The 18647-nt window shown below is 69.8% G+C and carries 17 protein-coding genes and 1 tRNA gene; 7 read left to right on the top strand and 11 right to left on the bottom strand.

What is annotated here, in order from left to right; all coding sequences use genetic code 11:
- The first annotated feature begins 115 nt into the window (after positions 1-115).
- From N1031_RS17495 to N1031_RS17485, 3 genes are read left to right on the top strand one after another with little or no spacing between them, the layout of a single operon-like run.
- Positions 116-739, top strand: coding sequence for a hypothetical protein (locus tag N1031_RS17495; protein ID WP_259481071.1), 624 nt, complete (start codon positions 116-118; stop codon positions 737-739).
- A 19-nt stretch (positions 740-758) separates the two neighbouring features.
- Positions 759-1352: a hypothetical protein gene (locus N1031_RS17490; RefSeq protein ID WP_259481069.1), complete on the top strand. Its 594-nt coding sequence runs from the start codon at positions 759-761 to the stop codon at positions 1350-1352.
- A 31-nt stretch (positions 1353-1383) separates the two neighbouring features.
- Complete coding sequence (locus tag N1031_RS17485; RefSeq protein WP_259481068.1) at positions 1384-2961, top strand: carboxylesterase/lipase family protein; 1578 nt, start codon at positions 1384-1386, stop codon at positions 2959-2961.
- Positions 2962-2992: 31 nt separating this feature from the next.
- Here the strand turns inward: N1031_RS17485 and radA are convergent, their stop codons facing one another.
- The 3 genes from radA to N1031_RS17470 form a co-directional block, all read right to left on the bottom strand.
- Positions 2993-4315, bottom strand: a complete 1323-nt coding sequence (gene radA, locus N1031_RS17480; RefSeq protein WP_259481067.1) for a DNA repair protein RadA — start codon at positions 4313-4315, stop codon at positions 2993-2995.
- 46 nt (positions 4316-4361) lie between these two features.
- Positions 4362-5372 carry an alcohol dehydrogenase AdhP gene (gene adhP / locus N1031_RS17475; protein ID WP_259481217.1) on the bottom strand — a complete coding sequence of 337 codons (1011 nt, stop codon included), beginning with the start codon at positions 5370-5372 and terminating at the stop codon, positions 4362-4364.
- Between the two features lie 159 nt (positions 5373-5531).
- Positions 5532-6296 carry a cupin domain-containing protein gene (locus tag N1031_RS17470; protein ID WP_259481066.1) on the bottom strand — a complete coding sequence of 255 codons (765 nt, stop codon included), beginning with the start codon at positions 6294-6296 and terminating at the stop codon, positions 5532-5534.
- A 132-nt stretch (positions 6297-6428) separates the two neighbouring features.
- On the opposite strand from N1031_RS17470, the gene N1031_RS17465 reads away from it, so the two are divergent.
- Positions 6429-8039, top strand: a complete 1611-nt coding sequence (locus N1031_RS17465; protein ID WP_375163653.1) for a stealth family protein — start codon at positions 6429-6431, stop codon at positions 8037-8039.
- Here N1031_RS17465 and N1031_RS17460 read toward each other — a convergent pair.
- The gene (locus tag N1031_RS17460) at positions 8014-8958 is read right to left on the bottom strand and encodes a phosphodiesterase (protein WP_259481065.1); all 945 of its coding nucleotides are present in this window, start codon (positions 8956-8958) and stop codon (positions 8014-8016) included. The genes N1031_RS17465 and N1031_RS17460 overlap by 26 nt on opposite strands.
- Positions 8959-9125: 167 nt before the next feature.
- A complete protein-coding gene (locus tag N1031_RS17455) occupies positions 9126-9800 on the bottom strand; it encodes a potassium channel family protein (protein WP_259481064.1) in 675 nt (224 codons plus the stop codon).
- 62 nt (positions 9801-9862) lie between these two features.
- Between N1031_RS17455 and N1031_RS17450 the strand changes: the two genes are divergently transcribed.
- Complete coding sequence (locus N1031_RS17450; RefSeq protein ID WP_259481063.1) at positions 9863-10819, top strand: alpha/beta fold hydrolase; 957 nt, start codon at positions 9863-9865, stop codon at positions 10817-10819.
- Here N1031_RS17450 and N1031_RS17445 read toward each other — a convergent pair.
- Entirely contained in the window at positions 10725-11594 is an 870-nt protein-coding gene (locus N1031_RS17445) for a glycosyltransferase family A protein (RefSeq protein ID WP_259481062.1), read from the bottom strand. The genes N1031_RS17450 and N1031_RS17445 overlap by 95 nt on opposite strands.
- A gap of 83 nt (positions 11595-11677) precedes the next feature.
- On the opposite strand from N1031_RS17445, the gene N1031_RS17440 reads away from it, so the two are divergent.
- Positions 11678-11767 (top strand) — tRNA-Ser (locus tag N1031_RS17440).
- A gap of 56 nt (positions 11768-11823) precedes the next feature.
- Here N1031_RS17440 and N1031_RS17435 read toward each other — a convergent pair.
- The 3 genes from N1031_RS17435 to N1031_RS20540 all read right to left on the bottom strand — a co-directional run bounded on the left by N1031_RS17435 (position 11824) and on the right by N1031_RS20540 (position 13950).
- Entirely contained in the window at positions 11824-12483 is a 660-nt protein-coding gene (locus N1031_RS17435; protein ID WP_259481061.1) for a hypothetical protein, read from the bottom strand.
- An 89-nt stretch (positions 12484-12572) separates the two neighbouring features.
- Complete coding sequence (locus N1031_RS17430) at positions 12573-13580, bottom strand: hypothetical protein (RefSeq protein WP_259481060.1); 1008 nt, start codon at positions 13578-13580, stop codon at positions 12573-12575.
- Positions 13581-13647: 67 nt separating this feature from the next.
- On the bottom strand, positions 13648-13950 hold the full coding sequence (locus tag N1031_RS20540; protein ID WP_375163652.1) for a siderophore-interacting protein: 303 nt from the start codon (positions 13948-13950) through the stop codon (positions 13648-13650).
- Positions 13951-14014: 64 nt separating this feature from the next.
- On the opposite strand from N1031_RS20540, the gene N1031_RS17420 reads away from it, so the two are divergent.
- Complete coding sequence (locus tag N1031_RS17420; protein WP_259481059.1) at positions 14015-15610, top strand: AraC family transcriptional regulator; 1596 nt, start codon at positions 14015-14017, stop codon at positions 15608-15610.
- On the opposite strand, the gene N1031_RS17415 is transcribed toward N1031_RS17420, so the two are convergent.
- Both N1031_RS17415 and N1031_RS17410 read right to left on the bottom strand, forming a co-directional pair.
- Complete coding sequence (locus tag N1031_RS17415; protein ID WP_259481058.1) at positions 15596-16063, bottom strand: SRPBCC family protein; 468 nt, start codon at positions 16061-16063, stop codon at positions 15596-15598. The genes N1031_RS17420 and N1031_RS17415 overlap by 15 nt on opposite strands.
- On the bottom strand, positions 16060-18576 hold the full coding sequence (locus N1031_RS17410; protein ID WP_259481057.1) for an alpha-mannosidase: 2517 nt from the start codon (positions 18574-18576) through the stop codon (positions 16060-16062). Before N1031_RS17410 ends, N1031_RS17415 begins: the two co-directional genes overlap by 4 nt.
- Positions 18577-18647 lie beyond the last annotated feature (71 nt).

The following is an 18647-nucleotide window of genomic DNA, read 5'->3' as shown; positions in this document are numbered from 1 at the left end:
GCGACCACGTCGTCGCGCAGTCACAGCACAGCACCGTCCCGCACCGCCTTGCACCCCCGCACCGCCCTGCCCACGTTCTGCCGCGCCACCTGCGCACGATCCGAGGAGCACACCCATGCTCGATACTCCGCCCCTGCCTGCCCGCGAACCGCGGCAGCATCCGTCCCGCCGCACCGTGGTGACCGCGGCCGCCTGGTCGGTGCCGGTCGTCGCCCTCGCCGTCGCCACCCCGCTGGCGGCCGCGTCGACCGACCCCACCTCCCTGGCCGACCTGGCGGTCGGCTTCTCGTTCGTGCCCGACAGCGGCGTGAGCGCCAAGGCGGGCGGTCTGGAGGTGCGCGTCTACGACCAGAACGCGATCGGCGCCTGGACGGGATCGTTCGTGCTCACTCTCACGCTCGTGCCCGACGACACCGTGCTCGTCATCAACCAGGGTGTCACCAACCCGGCGCCCGAACCCACCGTCGTCGGCACCTGGACGTTCGTGGGGTACACGGCGCCCCTCACGAACGGCAGCATCGGGATGCAGTTCAGCTGGTCGGGCACCATCCCGGCCGGCGACTTCGCGGTGCTCACCCTCGACCCGGCGGGCACCGCATCCGGATTCGTCAGCTTCATCGACCAGCCGGGCGCACCCAACCCGTTCTCCACCTCCCGGACCGCGGAGATCGGCGCGGTCGTCGGCACCGACACCGTCTCGGGCAACTCCGTCACCCAGCCCCTGACCTACTTCTGGTGAACCCGAGGAGATGACAGACATGACCCCTGACCTTCGCACCGACGCTCACGTCTCCCGCCGCTCCGTCATCGCCGCCGGCGCCTGGAGCGTTCCCGTCGTGGCGCTCGCCGTGGCGACACCGCTGGCTGCCGCCTCGACCACCGCCACCGAACCGGAGTTCGAGCTCTTCCTCGCCCCGCTCGACCAGTACAGCCTCAAGGGCGAGATCCCCTTCGGCCTCGTCGCCTACGACTCGGCGGGGTTCCCGGGAGACTGGACGGGCACGATCACGGTCGCCCTCCAGTTCCTCCTCGACGACGCCGACTTGTTCATCATCCCCTCGGGCAGCGACACCACGCCCATCAGCCCGAGCAGCTCGACCTGGACCTTCGACGGCTGGTCGACGCCCGGAACGCTCGGCACCGACCTCGTGGGCACCTGGACGTTCACGGGCACGATCCTGCAGGGCGACTCGGCGGTGCTCGCGGTCGACGGCATCCTGTTCGACCGCTGGCCCTCGAGCTCGGCGAGCCTGCCCTACAGCACCGTGCGCGAGGCCACCATCACGGTCATCGCGGGAGATCCGGCCAGCGGTGTCGGCAACTTCGCCCAGGACTCCGTCGCCTACGGCTGATCCGTTCACCGGGCCGCGTTAGCATGCGCGGGTGAGCAACGAGCCGGCTGCGGCGACCGAGACGGCGGAGGGTCCGTCGCTGGTGGTGCACACCTCGGCCGGCCTGGTGCGCGGTGCGCGGGCCCGCGGCCTGCGGTGGTGGCGGGGGATTCCGTTCGCCGCGCCGCCTGTCGGCCCTCTGCGGTTCAGGGCGCCGGCGCCCGTGCAGCGGTGGACCGGTGTTCGGGATGCGCGGGACTTCGGCCCGGTCGCCCTGCAGTCGCGGGACGGCAACTTCATCGGCTCCTCGACTCGCACGGTGATGGCCGAAGACTGTCTGAGTCTCAACGTGCTGCGCCCTGACGACGACTCCACCGGCCTGCCCGTGATGGTGTTCATCCACGGGGGTGCGTACAGCGTGGGATCGTCGGCCGAGTACCCGCGCAACGGCGAAGCGCTCGTGCGCGAGGGCGGGGTGATCTACGTGAGCGTGAACTACCGGCTCGGCGCGCTCGGGTACCTCGACCTCACCCGGTACTCCACACCCGAGCGGCCGATCGAGTCGAACCTGGGCCTCCGCGACCAGATCGCCGCGCTGCGCTGGGTGCGCGACAACATCGCCGCGTTCGGTGGCGACCCCGGCAACGTCACCCTCTTCGGCGAGTCGGCGGGCGCCAACGCCGTCACCACCCTGATGGCCACGCCGAGCGCGCACGGCTTGTTCGCGCGCGCGATCGCCCAGAGCTCGCCCGCGAACGCCATCTACCCGCCCGAGGTCACCGCCGTCTGGGCCGAGGAGTTCCTGGAGCTTCTCGTCGAGGCCGTCGACACCGACGGGGTGGAGTCCACCACCGACGATCTCGCCGGACGCATCCTCGCCGAGGCCGACGCCCAGGAACTGGTCGCCGCCGCGGTCACGCTCACCCTGAAGACCCCGGATGCGCACCCCGGCACGATCGTGCTCTCACCCGTCATCGACGGCGAGCTGCTGCCCGAGCGGCCGCTCGACGCGTTCAAGGAGGGGCGGGCGGCGCGGGTGCCGCTCATCATCGGCACGAACGACCGGGAGGGCTCGCTGTTCACCGGGAGGCTCGACATCCTCGCCACGACGCCCAAGCGCATCCGGGCCATCTTCGCCCGCACGAAGAAGGGGGCGCGCAAGGCCATCAAGGCGGAGTATCCGGGCCTGCCCGCCCGTCGAGCGGCGGCCGATTTCGCGGGCGACTTCGCGTTCTGGTACCCGTCGGTGAAGGTGGCCGAGCGGCACGCGCGTTTTGCGCCCGTGCACTTCTACCGCTTCGACATCGCGCCCCGGCTCGTGCGGCTCGCGGGGTTCGACGCCACCCACGGGCTCGAGCTCTACGCCATCTTCGACCGCATGGACGGCTGGTTCGGGCGCACCATGACCGCGCTCGGCGGCCGGAAGGCGTTCAAGGCCGCCAGCCGGCGCATGCGCGCGCGGTGGATCGCGTTCGCGCGCGACGGCTCGCCCGAGAGCGATGACGGCGAATGGCCCGTCTACGACGAGGTCGAGCGGCTCACGCTGATCATCGACGCCGAGGACCGCGTGGAGTCCGACCCGCGGGGCACGCGTCGCCGCGCCTGGCAGGACTTTCGCCCGCACGTCTGATGGTGCGGCGCGCCGCAAGGCGGGCGCAGGCTCAGCTGAAGGCGCGGGTGAGTGCCCTCGTCAGCTGCTGCGACTCGTCGTCGACGAGCCGGCCGAAGCCCAGCCGTTTGGCCTCGGCCGCGCGCACCCGGCTCGATGACACCGGCCGCACCTCTCCGGCGAGCGAGATCTCGCCGAAGGCCGCGAGATCGTGCGGCAGGGGGCGGTCGTTCGCGGCCGAGGCGAGCGCGAGCGCGATGGCGAGGTCGGCTGCCGGTTCGGTGAGCTTCACCCCGCCCACCGTCGACACGTAGACGTCGAGCTCGCTCAGCTTCACCCGCGCGCGCCGCTCCAGCACCGCGAGGATCATCGCGACCCGGGAGGCGTCGACCCCGTTGGTGACCCGGCGCGGATTGGGGGTGGGCGTCGACACCACGAGCGCCTGCACCTCCACAGGGAGGGCCCGTCGGCCCTCGAGCGCGACGGTCACGCACGTGCCCGACACCGCATCCGAGCCGCGGGAGAGAAAGAGGCCGCTCGGGTCGGGCACCTCGCGGATGCCGTCGGCGCTCATCTCGAAGCAGCCCACCTCATCCGTCGGCCCGAAGCGGTTCTTGAGCGCACGGACGAATCGCAGCGACGTCTGCCGGTCGCCCTCGAACTGGCACACCACGTCGACCAGGTGCTCGAGCACGCGCGGGCCCGCGATCGAGCCGTCTTTCGTGACGTGCCCCACGAGCAGCACCGGCAGCGAGCGCTCCTTGGCCACGCGGATGAGCGACGAGGCCACCTCGCGCACCTGCGTCGGCGAGCCGGCGGCCGAGTCGAGCGACGCCGACGACACCGTCTGCACCGAGTCGACGATGACGAGGTGGGGCTGCACGGCGTCGATCTGCCCGAGCACCGTGGAGAGGTCGGTCTCTGCCGCGAGCATGAGGGTGGGGGAGAGCGAGTGGGTGCGCTCGGCGCGCAGCTTCACCTGCGACACCGACTCCTCGGCCGAGACGTAGAGCACCCGCAGGTGTTCTTCGGCCGCCTTCGCCGCCACCTCGAGCAGCAGTGTGGACTTGCCGACCCCGGGCTCGCCCGAGAGCAGGATGGCGGCTCCCGGCACGAGCCCGCCGCCGAGCACCCGGTCGAACTCGCCGATGCCGGTGGCCCAGTGCGAGGCGACGTCGGAGGAGATCTCGGTGATGGGCCGGGCGATGCGGGCGGCGTCGAGCACGGTGGCCCTGACAGCTTTCGAGATGCCCTCGTTCTCGGCCGACGACACCACCGTGCCCCACGACTGGCACTCGCCGCAGCGGCCGACCCACTTCGCGGTCTGCCAGCCGCACTCGGTGCAGCGGTACGCGCTCGTCGACTTCGTGGCCATGCCCACCACCCTAGGGCGCGCCCCCGACACCGCCCGGCGCGGCCGGCTAGAACTGCAGCACGATCCGTCCGTCGATGGCGCCCTTGAGCATCCGGTCGAACACGCCGTTGATGTCGCTCACCGAGGTGGTGGCCACCGTGGGGTGGATGAGCCCGCGCGCGTAGAAGTCGAGGGCCTCCTCGAGGTCTTGCCTGGTGCCCACGATCGAGCCGCGGATGGTGAGCCCGCGCAGCACGATGTCGAAGATGTCGGCGGGGAAGTCGCCGGGCGGCAGGCCGTTGAACACGATCGTCGCGCCGCGGCGGGCGACGCCGAGCGCCTGCCCGAAGGCCTTCGGGTGCACGGCCGTCACGAGCACACCGTGGGTGCCGCCGACCTCGCGCTGCACCACCTCGGCCGGGTCCTCCTTCGCCGCGTTGACGGTGAGGGCCGCGCCGTGTCGTCGGGCGAGGTCGAGCTTGGAGTCGTCGACGTCGACCGCGACGACGTTGAGCCCCATCGCCACCGCGTACTGCACGGCGATGTGCCCGAGCCCGCCGATGCCGCTCATGGTGACCCACTGCCCGGGCCGCGCCTCGGTCATCTTGAGGCCCTTGTAGACGGTCACCCCGGCGCAGAGCACGGGCGCCACCTCGATCGGGTCGGCGCCCTCGGGGATGCGCGCGGCGAAGCGCTCGTCGACGAGCATGTACTCACCGAAGCTGCCGTCGACCGAGTAGCCGCCGTTCTGCTGCTCCTCGCACAGCGTCTCCCACCCGGTGCGGCAGTACTGGCAGGTGCCGCACGCCGACCACAGCCAGGCGTTGCCCACCTTCTGGCCGACGGAGAGGCTGGTGACCCCCTCGCCGAGTGCCACGACCGTGCCGTAGCCCTCGTGACCCGGGATGAGCGGGAGGCTCGGCTTCACCGGCCAGTCGCCGTGGGCGGCGTGCAGGTCGGTGTGGCACACGCCCGAGGCCTCGAGCTTCACGAGCGCCTGCCCGGGGCCCGGGGTGGGAACGGCGACCTCCCGGATCTCGAGGGGCTGGCCGAAGGCCGTCACGACGGCGGCGTGCATGGTCGCCGGGATCGAGGGGATCGACGCCGTGGGGGCGACGATGGGTTCTGCGATGGTCATGGACATCCTCACTTCACTGTGATCGTGTGCGTTCGGTGCGAACGCGGATCACCCTAGGAAGAGCGACGTTGCATGACGTTGCGAGGGGACGGCCGGCGTTCAGGCGCCTTCGCGCTCCGCACGCCCCTTCGCCGAGATGGTCGCCGCGCGCTCGGCGAGCTGGCGCCGCACCTCGGTCTGCGCCTCCTGCACGAACACCGGGTCGAGCGCCGCCGTCGCGTAGTGCGGCTCTCCGTGCTTGGCCGCGATGTACGCGTCGAGCTCGGGACCGGACTCCCACGAGGTGATGAGGCAGTAACGGGGCTCGGAACCCTGGTGCCACACGGCGTGCCAGAAGCGCTGGGTGTCGACGACCAGCTGCGTGCCGGCGGCGAGCGGGATGCGCACCTCGGTCTCGGGGTCGAAGCGGTCCTCGCGCAGCAGCAGGTAGGAGTCGGCGTCGTCGGAGAGGTTCATGAAGCTGCGCACGATCCAGCCGGTGCCGTCGGGGTTCAGCCGGTTGTTGTCGTCCTGGTGCAGGTTGTAGAGCGCGTTGGAGTAGGTGTTGGGCTGCAGCTCGATCACACGGCAGCGCCCGATGTTCACACCGGGCTCTTCGGCCCTGGCCTTCAGCACCGGAGCCTTGGCCGTGTTCGCCGGCACCCACACGCCGTCCTTGTCGGTGCGCGGGGGCGTGTGGTTCCAGAACCCGTTGCACTCCATCTCGCCGAAGGCGCTGGCGAGGGGTGCGAACCGGGTCTGGCCGGAGGAGAGCCAGTCGACGTATTCGAGGTCGAGCCACTCCCGGGGGTCGGCGGCCTGGTCGTGCCGGTCGAGGACGACGTATCCGGTCTCCTCGAGCGCGTGTGATCGGATGTAGCCCATCGTGAAATGAAGCCTTTCGACTCGACAGGGCGAGCACGTTTTAACACGCCCTACTTAGGCAAGGCTAACACGCACGACCGCGCGTGTTCAGGGGCGTAAAATGGATGTACGACAACGATTGAGGAGGCGACTTTGAGCGATGATGTGCCAGGAGTCCCCCACCTCGAATCGGTTCTGAGAGTCGCCGGCACGCATCCCGTCGCCCATGACCGCGACGACATCGTGCTGCGTAAGGGGCAGCTGACCCTCCTCAACGGTCACGCCACCCCGCGGGAGTCGATGATCGAAGACCTCCTCTTCATCGCCGACACACTCGACGCGGCGGGTGTGAGGCACCTGCTCGTGCGCGGCAACGACGAGCGGCCCGTGCTCGCGCTGCACTGGAGCGACCGCAAGCGTGCCAAGGCCGCCCTCGTCGAGGCCATGCGCACCGAGCCGTTCTACTCGAAGGTACCCGGTGCGCCGGCGGTGCTCGTGGCCGACGGAAAGCTCTCCCGCGACCCGAAGGCGCGCGTGATGCGGCTCTACCGTCCCCGCATCGAGCCCATCGGCCGGCTGCGCTACGGCGCGGGCACCGCGGTGCAGCTGGAGTTCTGGCAGTGGACAGACGACGTGGTCGAGGCCCCGGTGGAGAACTCGCTCACGCGCCGCCGCATCCCGGTGGGCGAGGTGGTGGAGACCACCGTGTCGCTCTACGGCCGGGAGTGGGCCACCATCGTGGGCATGTTCGACCGGCTCGCCAGCGACATCGGCTTCGACATCGACATGGTGTTCTCGTGGGTCGACGGCACCGCCATCGAGTTCCAGCGCGCCCGCGCCAAGCGCATGGCGAGCTACGTGGTGGGCGAGGGCGACGACTCCGAGGCCCGCTACCGCCAGATCGACGAACTGAAGTACGCCCTGCGCAGCGTGTACCTGTTCGCACCCTGGGTGCGGCGCATCTTCATCGCCACCGACTCGCCCAAGCCCGAGTGGCTGGCCGACGACCCGCGGGTCACCATCATGCCGAGCGAGAAGTTCTTCGCCGACCTCTCCGATCTGCCCACCCACAACTCGCACGCCGTCGAGGCGCAGCTGCATCGCATCCCGGGCCTGGCCGAGCACTTCCTCTACTCCAACGACGACATGTTCTTCGGTCGCCCGGTGAGCCCTGAGCTGTTCTTCTCTCCCGGCGGCATCACGAAGTTCGTCGAGGCCAACACCCGCATCGGGCTCGGCTCGAACGATGTCAGCCGCAGCGGCTTCGAGAACGCGGCGCGGGTGAACCGTGAGCTGCTGCAGCAGCGCTTCGGCCGGGTCACCACGCGGCACCTCGAGCACTGTGCGGCACCGCTGCGCAAGAGCGTGCTGTTCGAGATGGAGAGCGAGTTCGCCGACGCCTTTGCGCGCACGGCGGCGAGCCCCTTCCGCTCGGCCACCGACATCTCGGTGACGAACTCGTTCTACCACTACTACGCGCTCATGACCGGCCGGGCCGTGGTGCAGACGGATGCGCGGGTGAAGTACATCGAGACCACCCTGAAGGTCGCGCTCAAAGACATGGACACGCTGCTGAAGAAGCGGTCGATGGACATGTTCTGCCTCAACGACGGCTCGAAACCCGAGATCGGGGTGGAGGAGCGCACCCAGGCGGTCACGAGCTTCCTCGAGCGCTACTTCCCGTTCCCCGCGCCGTGGGAGAAGGGTGCCGGCCCGGTGGCTGCGCGACCCGGGCCCGTCACACTCCCGTCGGCAGCAGGATAGGCATCGTCATCGGCGGCTCGGGCGCCACGCGCGGGCTCACCGCGTCGGCGATCGAGATGCCGTCGGCCGTGAGCCGGCGGTGCGACTCCTCGGCCGTGATGTAGTCGAGGGCGGGGAAGTCGCCGACCGGCACCACCGAGTGCAGCACGGTGTGGTCGTAGACGTGCACGAGGTTGAACGCCTGCGCACCCGCGCGGCCCCGCGTGCCGCCCACGGGCACGTTGAGGTCTTGGGTGTAGCAGGTGGCCGAGGCCACCGACACCGGGATGCCCGCGAACGTCGCGGTGGTGGAGTAGTGCAGGTGCCCGGCGATGATGGAGCGCACGTCGGTGCCCTCGAGCACCTCGGCGAGACCTTTCTGGTCGCGCAGCTCCACCGACACCGCGAGGTCGAGCACGCTCGGCACGGGCGGGTGGTGCATCGCCAGGATGGTGCCGTGGGCGGCGGGGAGCGCGAGCTCCTCGGCCAGCCAGTCGAGCTGGTCGCCGGTGACCTCGCCATGGTGGTGACCGGGGACGGTGGAGTCGAGCGTGATGACCCGCAGCCCGTTCACGTCGTAGACGCGGTCGACGGCGCGGTCGGTGGGCACCTCGCCGAAGAGGCCGGCGCGGAAGGCGGCGCGGTCGTCGTGGTTGCCCATCACCCAGATCACCTGAGCGCCCAGCCGTGCCGCGGCGGGCTCGACGATCGCGCGGAGCCGCGCGTACGCATCCGGTTCGCCCTTGTCGGCGAGGTCACCGGTGAAGACGATCGCCTCGGGCCGGCCCCCTGAGGCCTCGAGCTCGTCGAACACCTGGCGCAGCAGCTCTTCGCTCGCCACGGAGCCGTAGAGCTTGCCGCCTCCCGCCAGCAGGTGCGTGTCGCTGATGTGCAGGAGGAAGTGGTTCGGCCTCGGGTACTCGGCCGTTCTGGTGGTCACAGGGACATCCGTTCGGTGAGGTGCGGGCCTCGGGTTCGCTGCCCGTCCGTGGTGCTCTCTCGACTCAAGCACGCGAATCTGAACGCCAGGCGAACTTCTCGGGGCGAGTCGAGCCGAAGATCAAGTGTTCCGGGGCGCCGCGGGCCGAAAAACCCCCAAAACGGGGGTCACGGGTCGGTGCGGCGGCGATGCTGCCGGGTGATGGATTCGTTGAGGTACGACACGATCGTCGCCGTCGCCACCCCGACGATCGCGATCCCGCCGGCCATCAGCACGACCGACAGCAGGCGGCCTGCGTCGGTGACCGGGTAGAGGTCGCCGTAGCCCACTGTCGCGATGGTGACGCAGGCCCACCAGATGGAGTCGCCGAAGGTGAGGATGTTGGCGCCGGGCGCCGGGCGTTCCACGGCGAGCACCGCGAGCGAGATGGAGTAGACGAACAGCAGCACGAACAGGGCGGCGTGGATGACGAGGCGCAGGCGGATCGAGCCGCCGCTGCCGCGCTTGAAGAACGGGATGTCGCCCAGCCGCGCGAGCAGCAGGAACGGGCGGAAGACCGGGATGAGCACCGACACGAGGTCGACCCAGGAGGTCTTCACGTACTCGCGCTTGTCGGTGGCGAGCCCGAGGCGCACGAGGTAGTCGGTGGCGAAGGTGACCCAGATGAGCGCGAGCACGGCGGTGATGGCGACCTGGGCGTGCACGGGCAGGGTCGTGTCGAGCACCTGCGCCGAATAGAGGGCGATGAACACGAGCGAGAGGGCCACCAGAGGGATGGAGGTGGCGGTCTCCCAGTGCGCGCGGCGGTCGGGGTGGGCGCCGCTGCTCTGGCCGTCGTTCATCTCTCGCCCCTCCGGGCATCAGCATCCCACGGTGCGTGCGGGCGGCCCGGTAGATTGGGCGCGTGTCAGACTCGGCTCCGGAGTCGAGGCGGCTGGCCGTCGAACGCGACGAACAGCTGCCCGACATCGACTGGACGACACCGCCGGAGGGGGCGGTGCTCTCCACCTTCGCCGCGCCCAGCGGCGGGCTCGCCACGGTCTCGCTCGGCGACCCCGCGCATCCGAGGGTCGTGCTGGTGGCGGGGGCCACCGGGTCGAAGGAGGACTTCCACTTCGTGATGCCCGAGCTGGTGGCCGCGGGATACTACGTGCAGAGTTACGACCTCGCGGGGCAGTACGAGTCGCATGCGGCGGGGCCGTGGAACCTCGTGCCGCCCGCGCGGCACTACACGCTCGAGTTGTTCGTCGACGACATGATCGCGTTCATCGAGGCCGGTGGTGGACCCGTGCATCTGCTCGGATACTCGTTCGCAGGGGTGGTGGCGCAACTGGTGGCGGTGCGGCGGCCCGAGCTGGTGGCCAGCCTCACGTTCCTCGGCACGCCGCCCGATCCTGGCCAGAGCTTCGCGGGGGTGAGCCGGCTGGGCCGGTTCTCGGGGCTCGCCACGCCGGCGGCGGCCGCCAACCTCATGCGCTGGGGAGTGCAGGCCAACGTGCTGCGGGTGAAACCGGGGCGCATCGCGTTCGTGCGCTCGCGTTTCCACTCCACGCGGCGCGACTCGCACCGCGACATCATGGGCATCATGATGGAGGCGCCCGACGTCGAGGCCTCGCTGGCCGCGCTCGAGGTGCCGAAGGCCGTCGCGGTGGGGGAGCACGATCTGTGGCCGCTGGCGCGGCACGCGCGGTTCGCCGAGGCGATCGGGGCGTCGATGCACGTGTACCGCACCGGCCACAGTCCCTGTGAGGATGCGCCGTACGAGCTCAGCTCCGATCTGCTGGCGCTCTACGCGAAGGCGTCCTCGCCCGGTCTCCCCGAGCATCCTGGAGTCTCCGGGCATCCCGGTCTGCCCGGCTGACCCGCCGCCGCGCCCACCGCTGCCACGGCCACTGCCCGGGCAGGTTCACCCCGATGGTGCGGAAGGCCCAGTGCAGCCGCCGCCCGAAGCCGCGCCAGCTGTAGAACGGCCGGCCCGAGATGGGCATCACGAGGGTCGGGTCGTACTCCACCGTCATGTCGGGCAGCAGGTGGTAGGTGATGTCGAGGTCGTCGTGCACGCGGCGGTCGGTGCGGTGCACGTCGCTCCGGATGCGCATCCAGGCCGCTTTGGTGAGCGCCATGTTCGAGCCGAAGAGGGGCGGATGCCCGAGGAAGAGGGTCATCCAGGTCACGTAGCCGCCGAGGTAGAAGGTGCGGCCGGCCCAGTCGCCGGCACGGGCGATGTCGTAGAAGCGGCCGGGGCCGGTGTAGGCGGTGGGCGCGTCCGGTCTCGTGAACGCGGCCTCGACGCGGGCCAGCCAGTCAGGTTCGGGCACCGAGTCGGCGTCGATGCGGGCGAGGATCGCGCCGGTCGCGGCGTCGAAGCCGGCGGCGGTGGCGCGCAGGATGCCCTGCACGGGTTCGTCGACCACGGTGGCGCCGTGGCGGCGGGCGACCTCGGCGGTGTCGTCGGTGGAGCCGTTGTCGACGACGACGACCTCGTCGGGGCGGCGGGTCTGCCGCTCGAGGGCCGTGAGCGCGCGCTCGAGGAAGCTCGCGTCGTCGCGGGCGGGGATGACCACCGAGATCGTCACGCCGTGTGCGCCGCTGCCGGCGCTGCTGCTCTCGCCTCCGTTCTCGCCTCCGCCGCTCATGTCGCCAGCGTAGCGCCGACCCGCTCGCGCGTGCGGGAGCCGCCGATTGGCGAGACGGCGGCGCCTCGCGTACACTCGTCCCCGGTACCGTGTCCGAGCGGCCGAAGGTGCAACTCTCGAAAAGTTGTGTGGGGGAGACTCCACCGTGGGTTCAAATCCCACCGGTACCGCCACCAGCCCCCGCCTCGCGTCGCGAGCGGGGGCTTCGTCAATCCCCATCGCGCCCCGGTCAGAGTGGCGCGATGTGCTCTCGAACGAGCTCTATGAAGCGTTGAGGTGGGATCCCGGAGTCGGCGATGCGGGAGTCGAGGGCGGTGATCTGGCGGAGTATGCGCGCGGCGTCGAGGCGGCGACCTGTAGCGGGCTCAACGTCGAGCTTCCAGCCGCCGACCGCATCGCGCCCGTACTGCTGGCGGATCTCGAGAAGGTGGTGGAGGTCGGCGATGTCTTTCGCGGCATGTCTCGAACCCGCCGCGTAGGCCTTGAGGACGGTGGCCCACTCGACCGTCGGCACGCGCACCACGAACTGCTCGTCGTGGCCGTCGGTGTAGACGACCGTGGTGTCGATCTCGATCGGATCCGCCGCGAGTGCGAGGTCGAGTCCGGGGCTTCCGTCGAGTTGCCCACCGTTGAACATGCGCGGCTTGAACCGGCTGCCGTCGATCTCGACCAGCAGGTCGATGGTGCGCCCGGCCCGGATGAATCGACTTCCGTTGACGCGCGTGTAGCCGAGCTCGAGCAGTCTGACGGTGACGTCTTCGCTCGTGGCGATCGACGTGCTGAGTCCAGTGTCAGCGTCGGTGGTGCGCCTCACCTCGAGCCCGGGCACCGGAAATGCGGTGAGGAGGAGTCCCACCATGTGTCCGCCGACGATCCTGGAATCGGTCATGTCGTCGGTCGCCCGAACTGCGTCGGACAGTGCCGCGAATGCGAGATCGTCGGCGTTCGAGGTGCACGGCGCGACAGCGCTGACACGAGTCATCGGGCGGGCCGTTCTTGCCGCTCGGCAAGGACGGTGCTCTTCAGCTGGGCGACCGCGTCATCGCGGTCGGCGCCGCGCGAGTGGGTGACCTCCCAGGCGGTGATCACAGGGTCGGTGAGTACTGTGGCGGGGCCCACCCAAGCGCGCGCCGTCGCGAAGACGGTGGGATCGGCGGGGACGATCATCGTGAGAGTCTCGTCGCCATCCTCGACGAGGGTCGATCGGGACGAGAGGTCGACATCTGACGTCGCGAACAACGTCGCGGTGACCGGGCGGCGCATTGGCGCCTGCCGGTCGGCCGCGAGGTCGCCGGAGAGGAGCGTCATCGTGCCTTTGGCGCGGGCGAGGGCTTCAGCGCGCTCGACCTGAACATCAAGCGGTGCGGCTCCGGACCAGCGCCGGCTATGCCCGCCGGGGCCCGGGTACTCGGCCATGAACTTGTCCCACAGTGCACCCGGATCGCTCGCCGCCCAGCCGGCGTCTCGGCGTTCGACGCCGAGCGACGCGAGGGCCGGCAGCGCGAGCGCGACGGCTTGCTGGGCGACTCCGATCTCTGCGGCGAGAGTCGCCTGAGAGCGGGGCTCGCTCGTCCGGATGAGCGCTCGCAGGAGTGCGAGGCGACCCCAAGGCTTGCGGCCGCGGGGCGCAGCAGCCGGTGGAGCGGGTCGCTCGCGGTGCCATTCAGTGCCGTCAAGTACGACTGCGCCGTCGTCGATCGCTGCGACGGCTATTCGATGGTCTCGGAGTGCTGTCGCGCGGAGCGACGCGGTGAGGTGCGGCACCACATAGAGCAGGCGAATGTCGTTGTCGGAGGTGGCGCTCATGCGACCGAGATCATGGGTGACTCGAGCCGGGCCAGGTGGTGTCGAACGAACGGCGATCACATACGCGCGGCTCTGAGCGACGTCACCGATCATGGCGAGGGTCGCGGAGCGGAGATCGATGCCGAACCCGGCGTCGTCTCCGAGCTGCTCGATGAGCGTGATCCCACGGCTGAGTTCCATGAATCCAGATTACAAGTAAATCTGGCTGAAGGCGGATTAACTTGTAAAAACCCGAGCGGGTGCGCCATTAGCCGTCGGCGCGGCCGGCGCGCCAGGCGGTCCAGAGGCGGGCGTAGGCGCCGTCGGCCGCGAGGAGCTCGGTGTGGGTGCCGCGCTCGATGATGCGGCCCTGCTCCATCACGATCACGAAGTCGCTCCCGGCGGCCTGGGAGAGCCGATGGGCGTGGCCGCCGGCCGAGGTGAACTCCCGCAGCTGCTCGCCCGCGAGCGTGACCCGCCGCATCCCGGGTGTCAGGTCGTGCACCCGCACGACCTGCACCTCACGCAGTGCAGGCTGGTGCACGGTGAGTCGTCGGGACGTCTTGGGCATGAGCACCAGGTTAGGTAAACCTTACCTCAGTATGTGTGCGCAGACTGCCGTATTGTTTAGGATCGTGGCCCGACTCGACCTGCACGATGCCGATGCCGGCGGCCCGCCACCCATCCCGGCGACCCGGTCGGACTCCGCGGGGCACCCGCGCCGCCCGCTGCTGGTGTGGGTGCGCACCGGCTCCGCGCAGGTCAACATCGATGGCGAGGCGGCGTTCCGACTCTCGGCAGGGCAGGGCGCCTGGATCGCCGCGAACGGCTGGAGGCACCGCGCCATCGTCACCGACCCGGGCACCGTCGCCTTCACCATCGGCCTCCACCCCGCATCCGCCTCGGTGGCAGGCACGGTGTGCTTCGACGTTCCCGAGCACTGGCAGGACTGGCTGATCCACCACTTCACGCTGAACGTGACGCCGCTGCAGGGGCTCGGCTACTCGCCCCACGCCCTCCTCGACATCCTGCATCGTGGCGGTTCCCATCCGGAGTCGCCATCAGCGGCGGACGCCGCACCCGACGTCTCGATGCCCGAGATGCCGAGCGGAACGGCCGCCCGGGTGGTGGCCGAGGAGCTCGTCAGAGATCCCGCCCTCACCCTCACCGTGGCGCAGTGGGCGAGCCGGACCCACTCCAGCGAGCGCACCCTGCGCCGAGACTTCGTGGCCGGCACCGGGCTCACCTTCGAACGCTGGCGGCTGCGCACGCGGCTGATCGCCTCGGTCGAGCTGCTGGGTGCGGGCTACGACGTCGACCAGGTGGCGTCGCGGGTGGGGTTCACCACGCGCAACGGGTTCACGCGCGCGTTCAAGCAGGAGTTCGGGCCGACCCCGTACGACTTCGGCCGCAAGGTCGCCGCAGCGCCCTCCGGTGCGTTCGCGACCCCCCGCGCCGCTCTGGCCCGTCAGGCGGACGACCTCGTGCGGATCGTGCGCGCGGGGTCCGGCTTCGGTGCGGCTCCCGAGCTGCTGCCGGCCGCGCGCACGCCGTCTCACGCGAACGAGACGCATGTGCTCAGCTGGATGTACCGGGGCAGCGGGTACCTCGACGTCGGCGACCGGCGGTATGAACGGCGGCAAGGGGTCGCCACGTGGATCCCGGCCGGCGTGAAGCACGTGACGGGTCTGCGGGAGAACGCCATCTCGCTGCCGCTCGGAGACGCCGACACCAGCGACCTGCGCCTGACCGAACCGTTGCAGGTGCGGTTCTCGCCGGCGTGGGACGACTACCTGATGTTCTGCGCCATGAGTGCGCGCTCCTACCTGCAGCCCGACGACCACGATCCGCGGCACATCCTCGACCTCTTCGCCGAGCAGGTCGCCGCCCAGCGCGCGCGGTCGGTGGTGCTGCCCACCGAGCCGCGGGCGCGGGCTATGGCCCTGGAGTACCTGCGTCGCATCGGCGAGGGCGAGGGCGAGGAGCCTTCTTCAGCCGTCGCGCCCTCCTCGGTCTTGAGAGCCTTCCGAGAGGAGACCGGCATGTCGTTCGCCCGCTGGAGGTACTCCGCCCGCATGCGCATCGCGGGCGATCTGCTCGTCGGCGGCGCCCGGCCCACCGCGGTCGCCCGCAGCGTCGGCTACACGCACCTGCCCACGTTCAGTGCCGCGTTCACCCGCTTCCACGGCGTGCCCGCGCGCGAGTACCGCGAGAGATCAGGTCGAGGGTGACTCGACCTCGGCCTTGAGTTGCGTGAGCCCCTTGTCGAAGTCGGCGCCGATCAGCTTGTCCATGTTGATGAACACCCGCATGATCTTCGCCATCACGTTCTCGGGGCTCTGCATCGACCACACCACGCGGGTGGCCGCATCCTCGTCGACGAACCGGAACGTGACCGTGCTCGTCGACTTGAACGGAGCCGTGAAGGCGAGGTCGATCCCGATCTCGGCGGGGTCGACGCGGGTGACGACCATCGTTCCGGCGCCGGCCTTGCGGTTCCCGTTCCACGCATAGGTGGAGCCGACCTCGCCGGGTGTGCCGGTGTAGGCGCGCTTCAGGTTCGGATCCTGCCCCTCCCACGGCGACCTCCCCGACCCACCGGGTGAGGTCGCGGAGGTGCGGGGCGATCTCGGCCGCGGGGGCCTCGATGACGATCGAGCGCTCGATGGTCCTGGGTCGGTCATGGCACGATCGTCGTGGGCACCGGCCATTCCACGAGGTCCACTTCGACGGCAGGCGACTCCGGGTCGCGCGGAATCCTCCAGGTGCGGATCTGGTGGGCGGCGAACTCCGCCGTGAGGGTGCGGCCCACGAGCGGAAGGTCGAGCTCGACCGTCGTCGCCGAGCCCGAGGTCTCGACCGCTCGCACGATCAAGTCCGTTCCGTCCACTCCGTCGTCCTCGCTCCCCTTGATCGCCGTGATCATGACGGAGCCTCCGCGGTCTGAAGCGAAGGAGGCTGATGGCCTGAGCGGTCCCTCGTGGAACGACTCCATCATCGCTCTCGGCGCCGAGCCGAGGAGCGCAGCACGACGGGTCAGATCGGCCTCACGCCAGTCGGCGCCGTGCGGGACGAGGAGGTAGGTGAAGGTCTGCACCCCTTGGTCCTGGTAGGAGTACGACTCCTCGGGATCGAGGAGTCGGGGGTCGTGCCACGAGTAGACAGGGCTGCGCACGGCGGTGATGCCGATGCTCGCCGACTCCACCCGCCCGTCGTCGAGAACACGCGCCGGGGATGCGTCGTAGCCGTGCTTGGCGTTGTTGACCACCGCGAGTCCGACGCGTCCGTGCGCTTCGGTGTCACCCGTCAGATCGACCCACGACTGTCCTGGCTCCTCCGACCCGTTCACCGGGCGCTCGAGCGTGCCGAACGGGATCTCGAACGTGGCCGTCGGGTCAGAGACGGCGACAGGGAATCGGAGCTTGAGCATGTGTGCCCGCTCGCGCCAGTCGATCGTCACCCGCACCTCGACCTGGTCGCTGTCGTGGCCGAGGATGAAGTCCTCGATCATCGTGGACCTCCCCCAGCTGCGCTCCACGCGGATGCGAGAGCGAAGTGGGCCGGACTCGCGCAGCGAGATGCGATCCGTGCGCAAGGGCACGCCGGGCCAGTTGTAGCTGACCACTCTGTGACCCCACGTGTCCGTCGGGTCTTGGCAGATCTGGGTGTGGTGGTCGCCCAGGGCGTTCGCCGCGAGATCCGCTCCACTGCGCTTGTCGACGAGGGAGCTGAGCCACCCGGTGTCGGGATCCAATGTGAGCCGGAGATGGCGATTCTCCAGTGTGTGCTCGGATGAGTGAAGCGGCTGCGGCGAAGCATCACCCCAGGCGGCACCCGCCGGGGCCGCCCCTCCGCGCAGGTAGTAGAGCCGGTATCCGAAAGCCGGCAGATCCGACTGGAAGGCGATTGCTCCGCGGCCCTCGTCGCCGACGGAGAGCGCACGGACGTTCTGCGAGGGAACCGGCCTGCCGGCCGCATCCACCATGTGCATACCGTCCGGGCGCGCACCGGTCTGGTACTGCAGATCCAGCACGGAGGTCGTGGGCCACGGGTGAGGGTTGAAGACCACCACCGGTTGGTGGCTGGGCTCCAGCGGGATGTCGATCTGGCGCGCGATGATGTTCTGCGAGCGGGTGATGATCCTCTTCGCGATGGAGATCGCTTCGCCGAGCTGGTCGCGCGCGTCGTCATAGGCCGTCTCGAGGGCTGAACCGGGCAAGACGTCGTGGAACTGGTTGAACAGCACCTGCTTCCACGCGTTCTCGAGATCAGCCTTCGGGTAGTCGACGCCGGTGGTGATAGTCACCACCGCAGCCCACCGTTCGGCCGACAACACGGTCGCCTGCGCCTTCCGCTGCCAGAGTTTGATCCCGGAGTGGGAGGAGTAGCAGCCCGGGGCGTGGTGCTGCAGATCGCCGCGCCAGACGGGCAGCGAGTCCAGGCCCTCGCGCCCGGCGCGCGCCGAGAACTCGTCGAAGAACTGAGGAGGTGATGACATCTTCATGCTTCCGAACGACCCCATCCGGTCGAAACGATAGATCGATTCGATATTGGCTTTGGTCGGCCCTCCGCCGTGGTTGCCGACGCCGAAGAACACCATGACGTCGTGCAACTCGGGCTCCAGCTGCCCGATCGACCGCTGGGCCTGCTCGTCGATCTCGCCGCCGCTGCTCTGGTACTCGTACGGGATGCGGCACGCGAGAACGCGGCTGCCGTCGGGCGACTCCCACCAGAAGACCGACCCGGGGAGGGTCTTCTCGTGCGGGCCGGGTCGAAGAAACGCATACCCCGTCATCCCCTGCGACCGCAGGATCTGGGGCAGCATCGCGTTGTGACCGAACGGGTCGACATTCATCGCGAAGGTCGCAGGACGGCCGAAGCGCGACTGCAGATACCGCTGCCCGTAAAGGCCCTGTCGGGCGAACGACTCTCCCATGGGCATGTTGCAGTCCGGTTCCACCCACCAGCCGCCGACGTTCACCCAGCGTCCCTCCTCTACACGCTGCCGGATGCGCGCGAACAACACCGGGTCGGACTCCTCCACCCAACTGAGCAGCACCATCTGGTCGCAGGTGAAGATGAAGTCGTCGTACTCGTCCATTCGATCGATCGCCGACTGGAAGGTCGCTCGCGCCTCCTGATACCCCTCCTGCCAGGGCCACAGCCACACCGGGTCGATGTGGGCGTTGCCGATCATATGGATCTGGCGTGGGTGGGTGGCGACGGGTCGATCGACGCCTGACCCCCCATCCGGTCTGAACCCGGTGG

Origin of the sequence: Herbiconiux moechotypicola, assembly GCF_024979255.1 — a bacterium.
Lineage (GTDB): Bacteria > Actinomycetota > Actinomycetes > Actinomycetales > Microbacteriaceae > Herbiconiux > Herbiconiux moechotypicola.
Note: the sequence above shows the minus strand (reverse complement) of the source record. Positions and strands in the feature narration are given on the sequence as shown.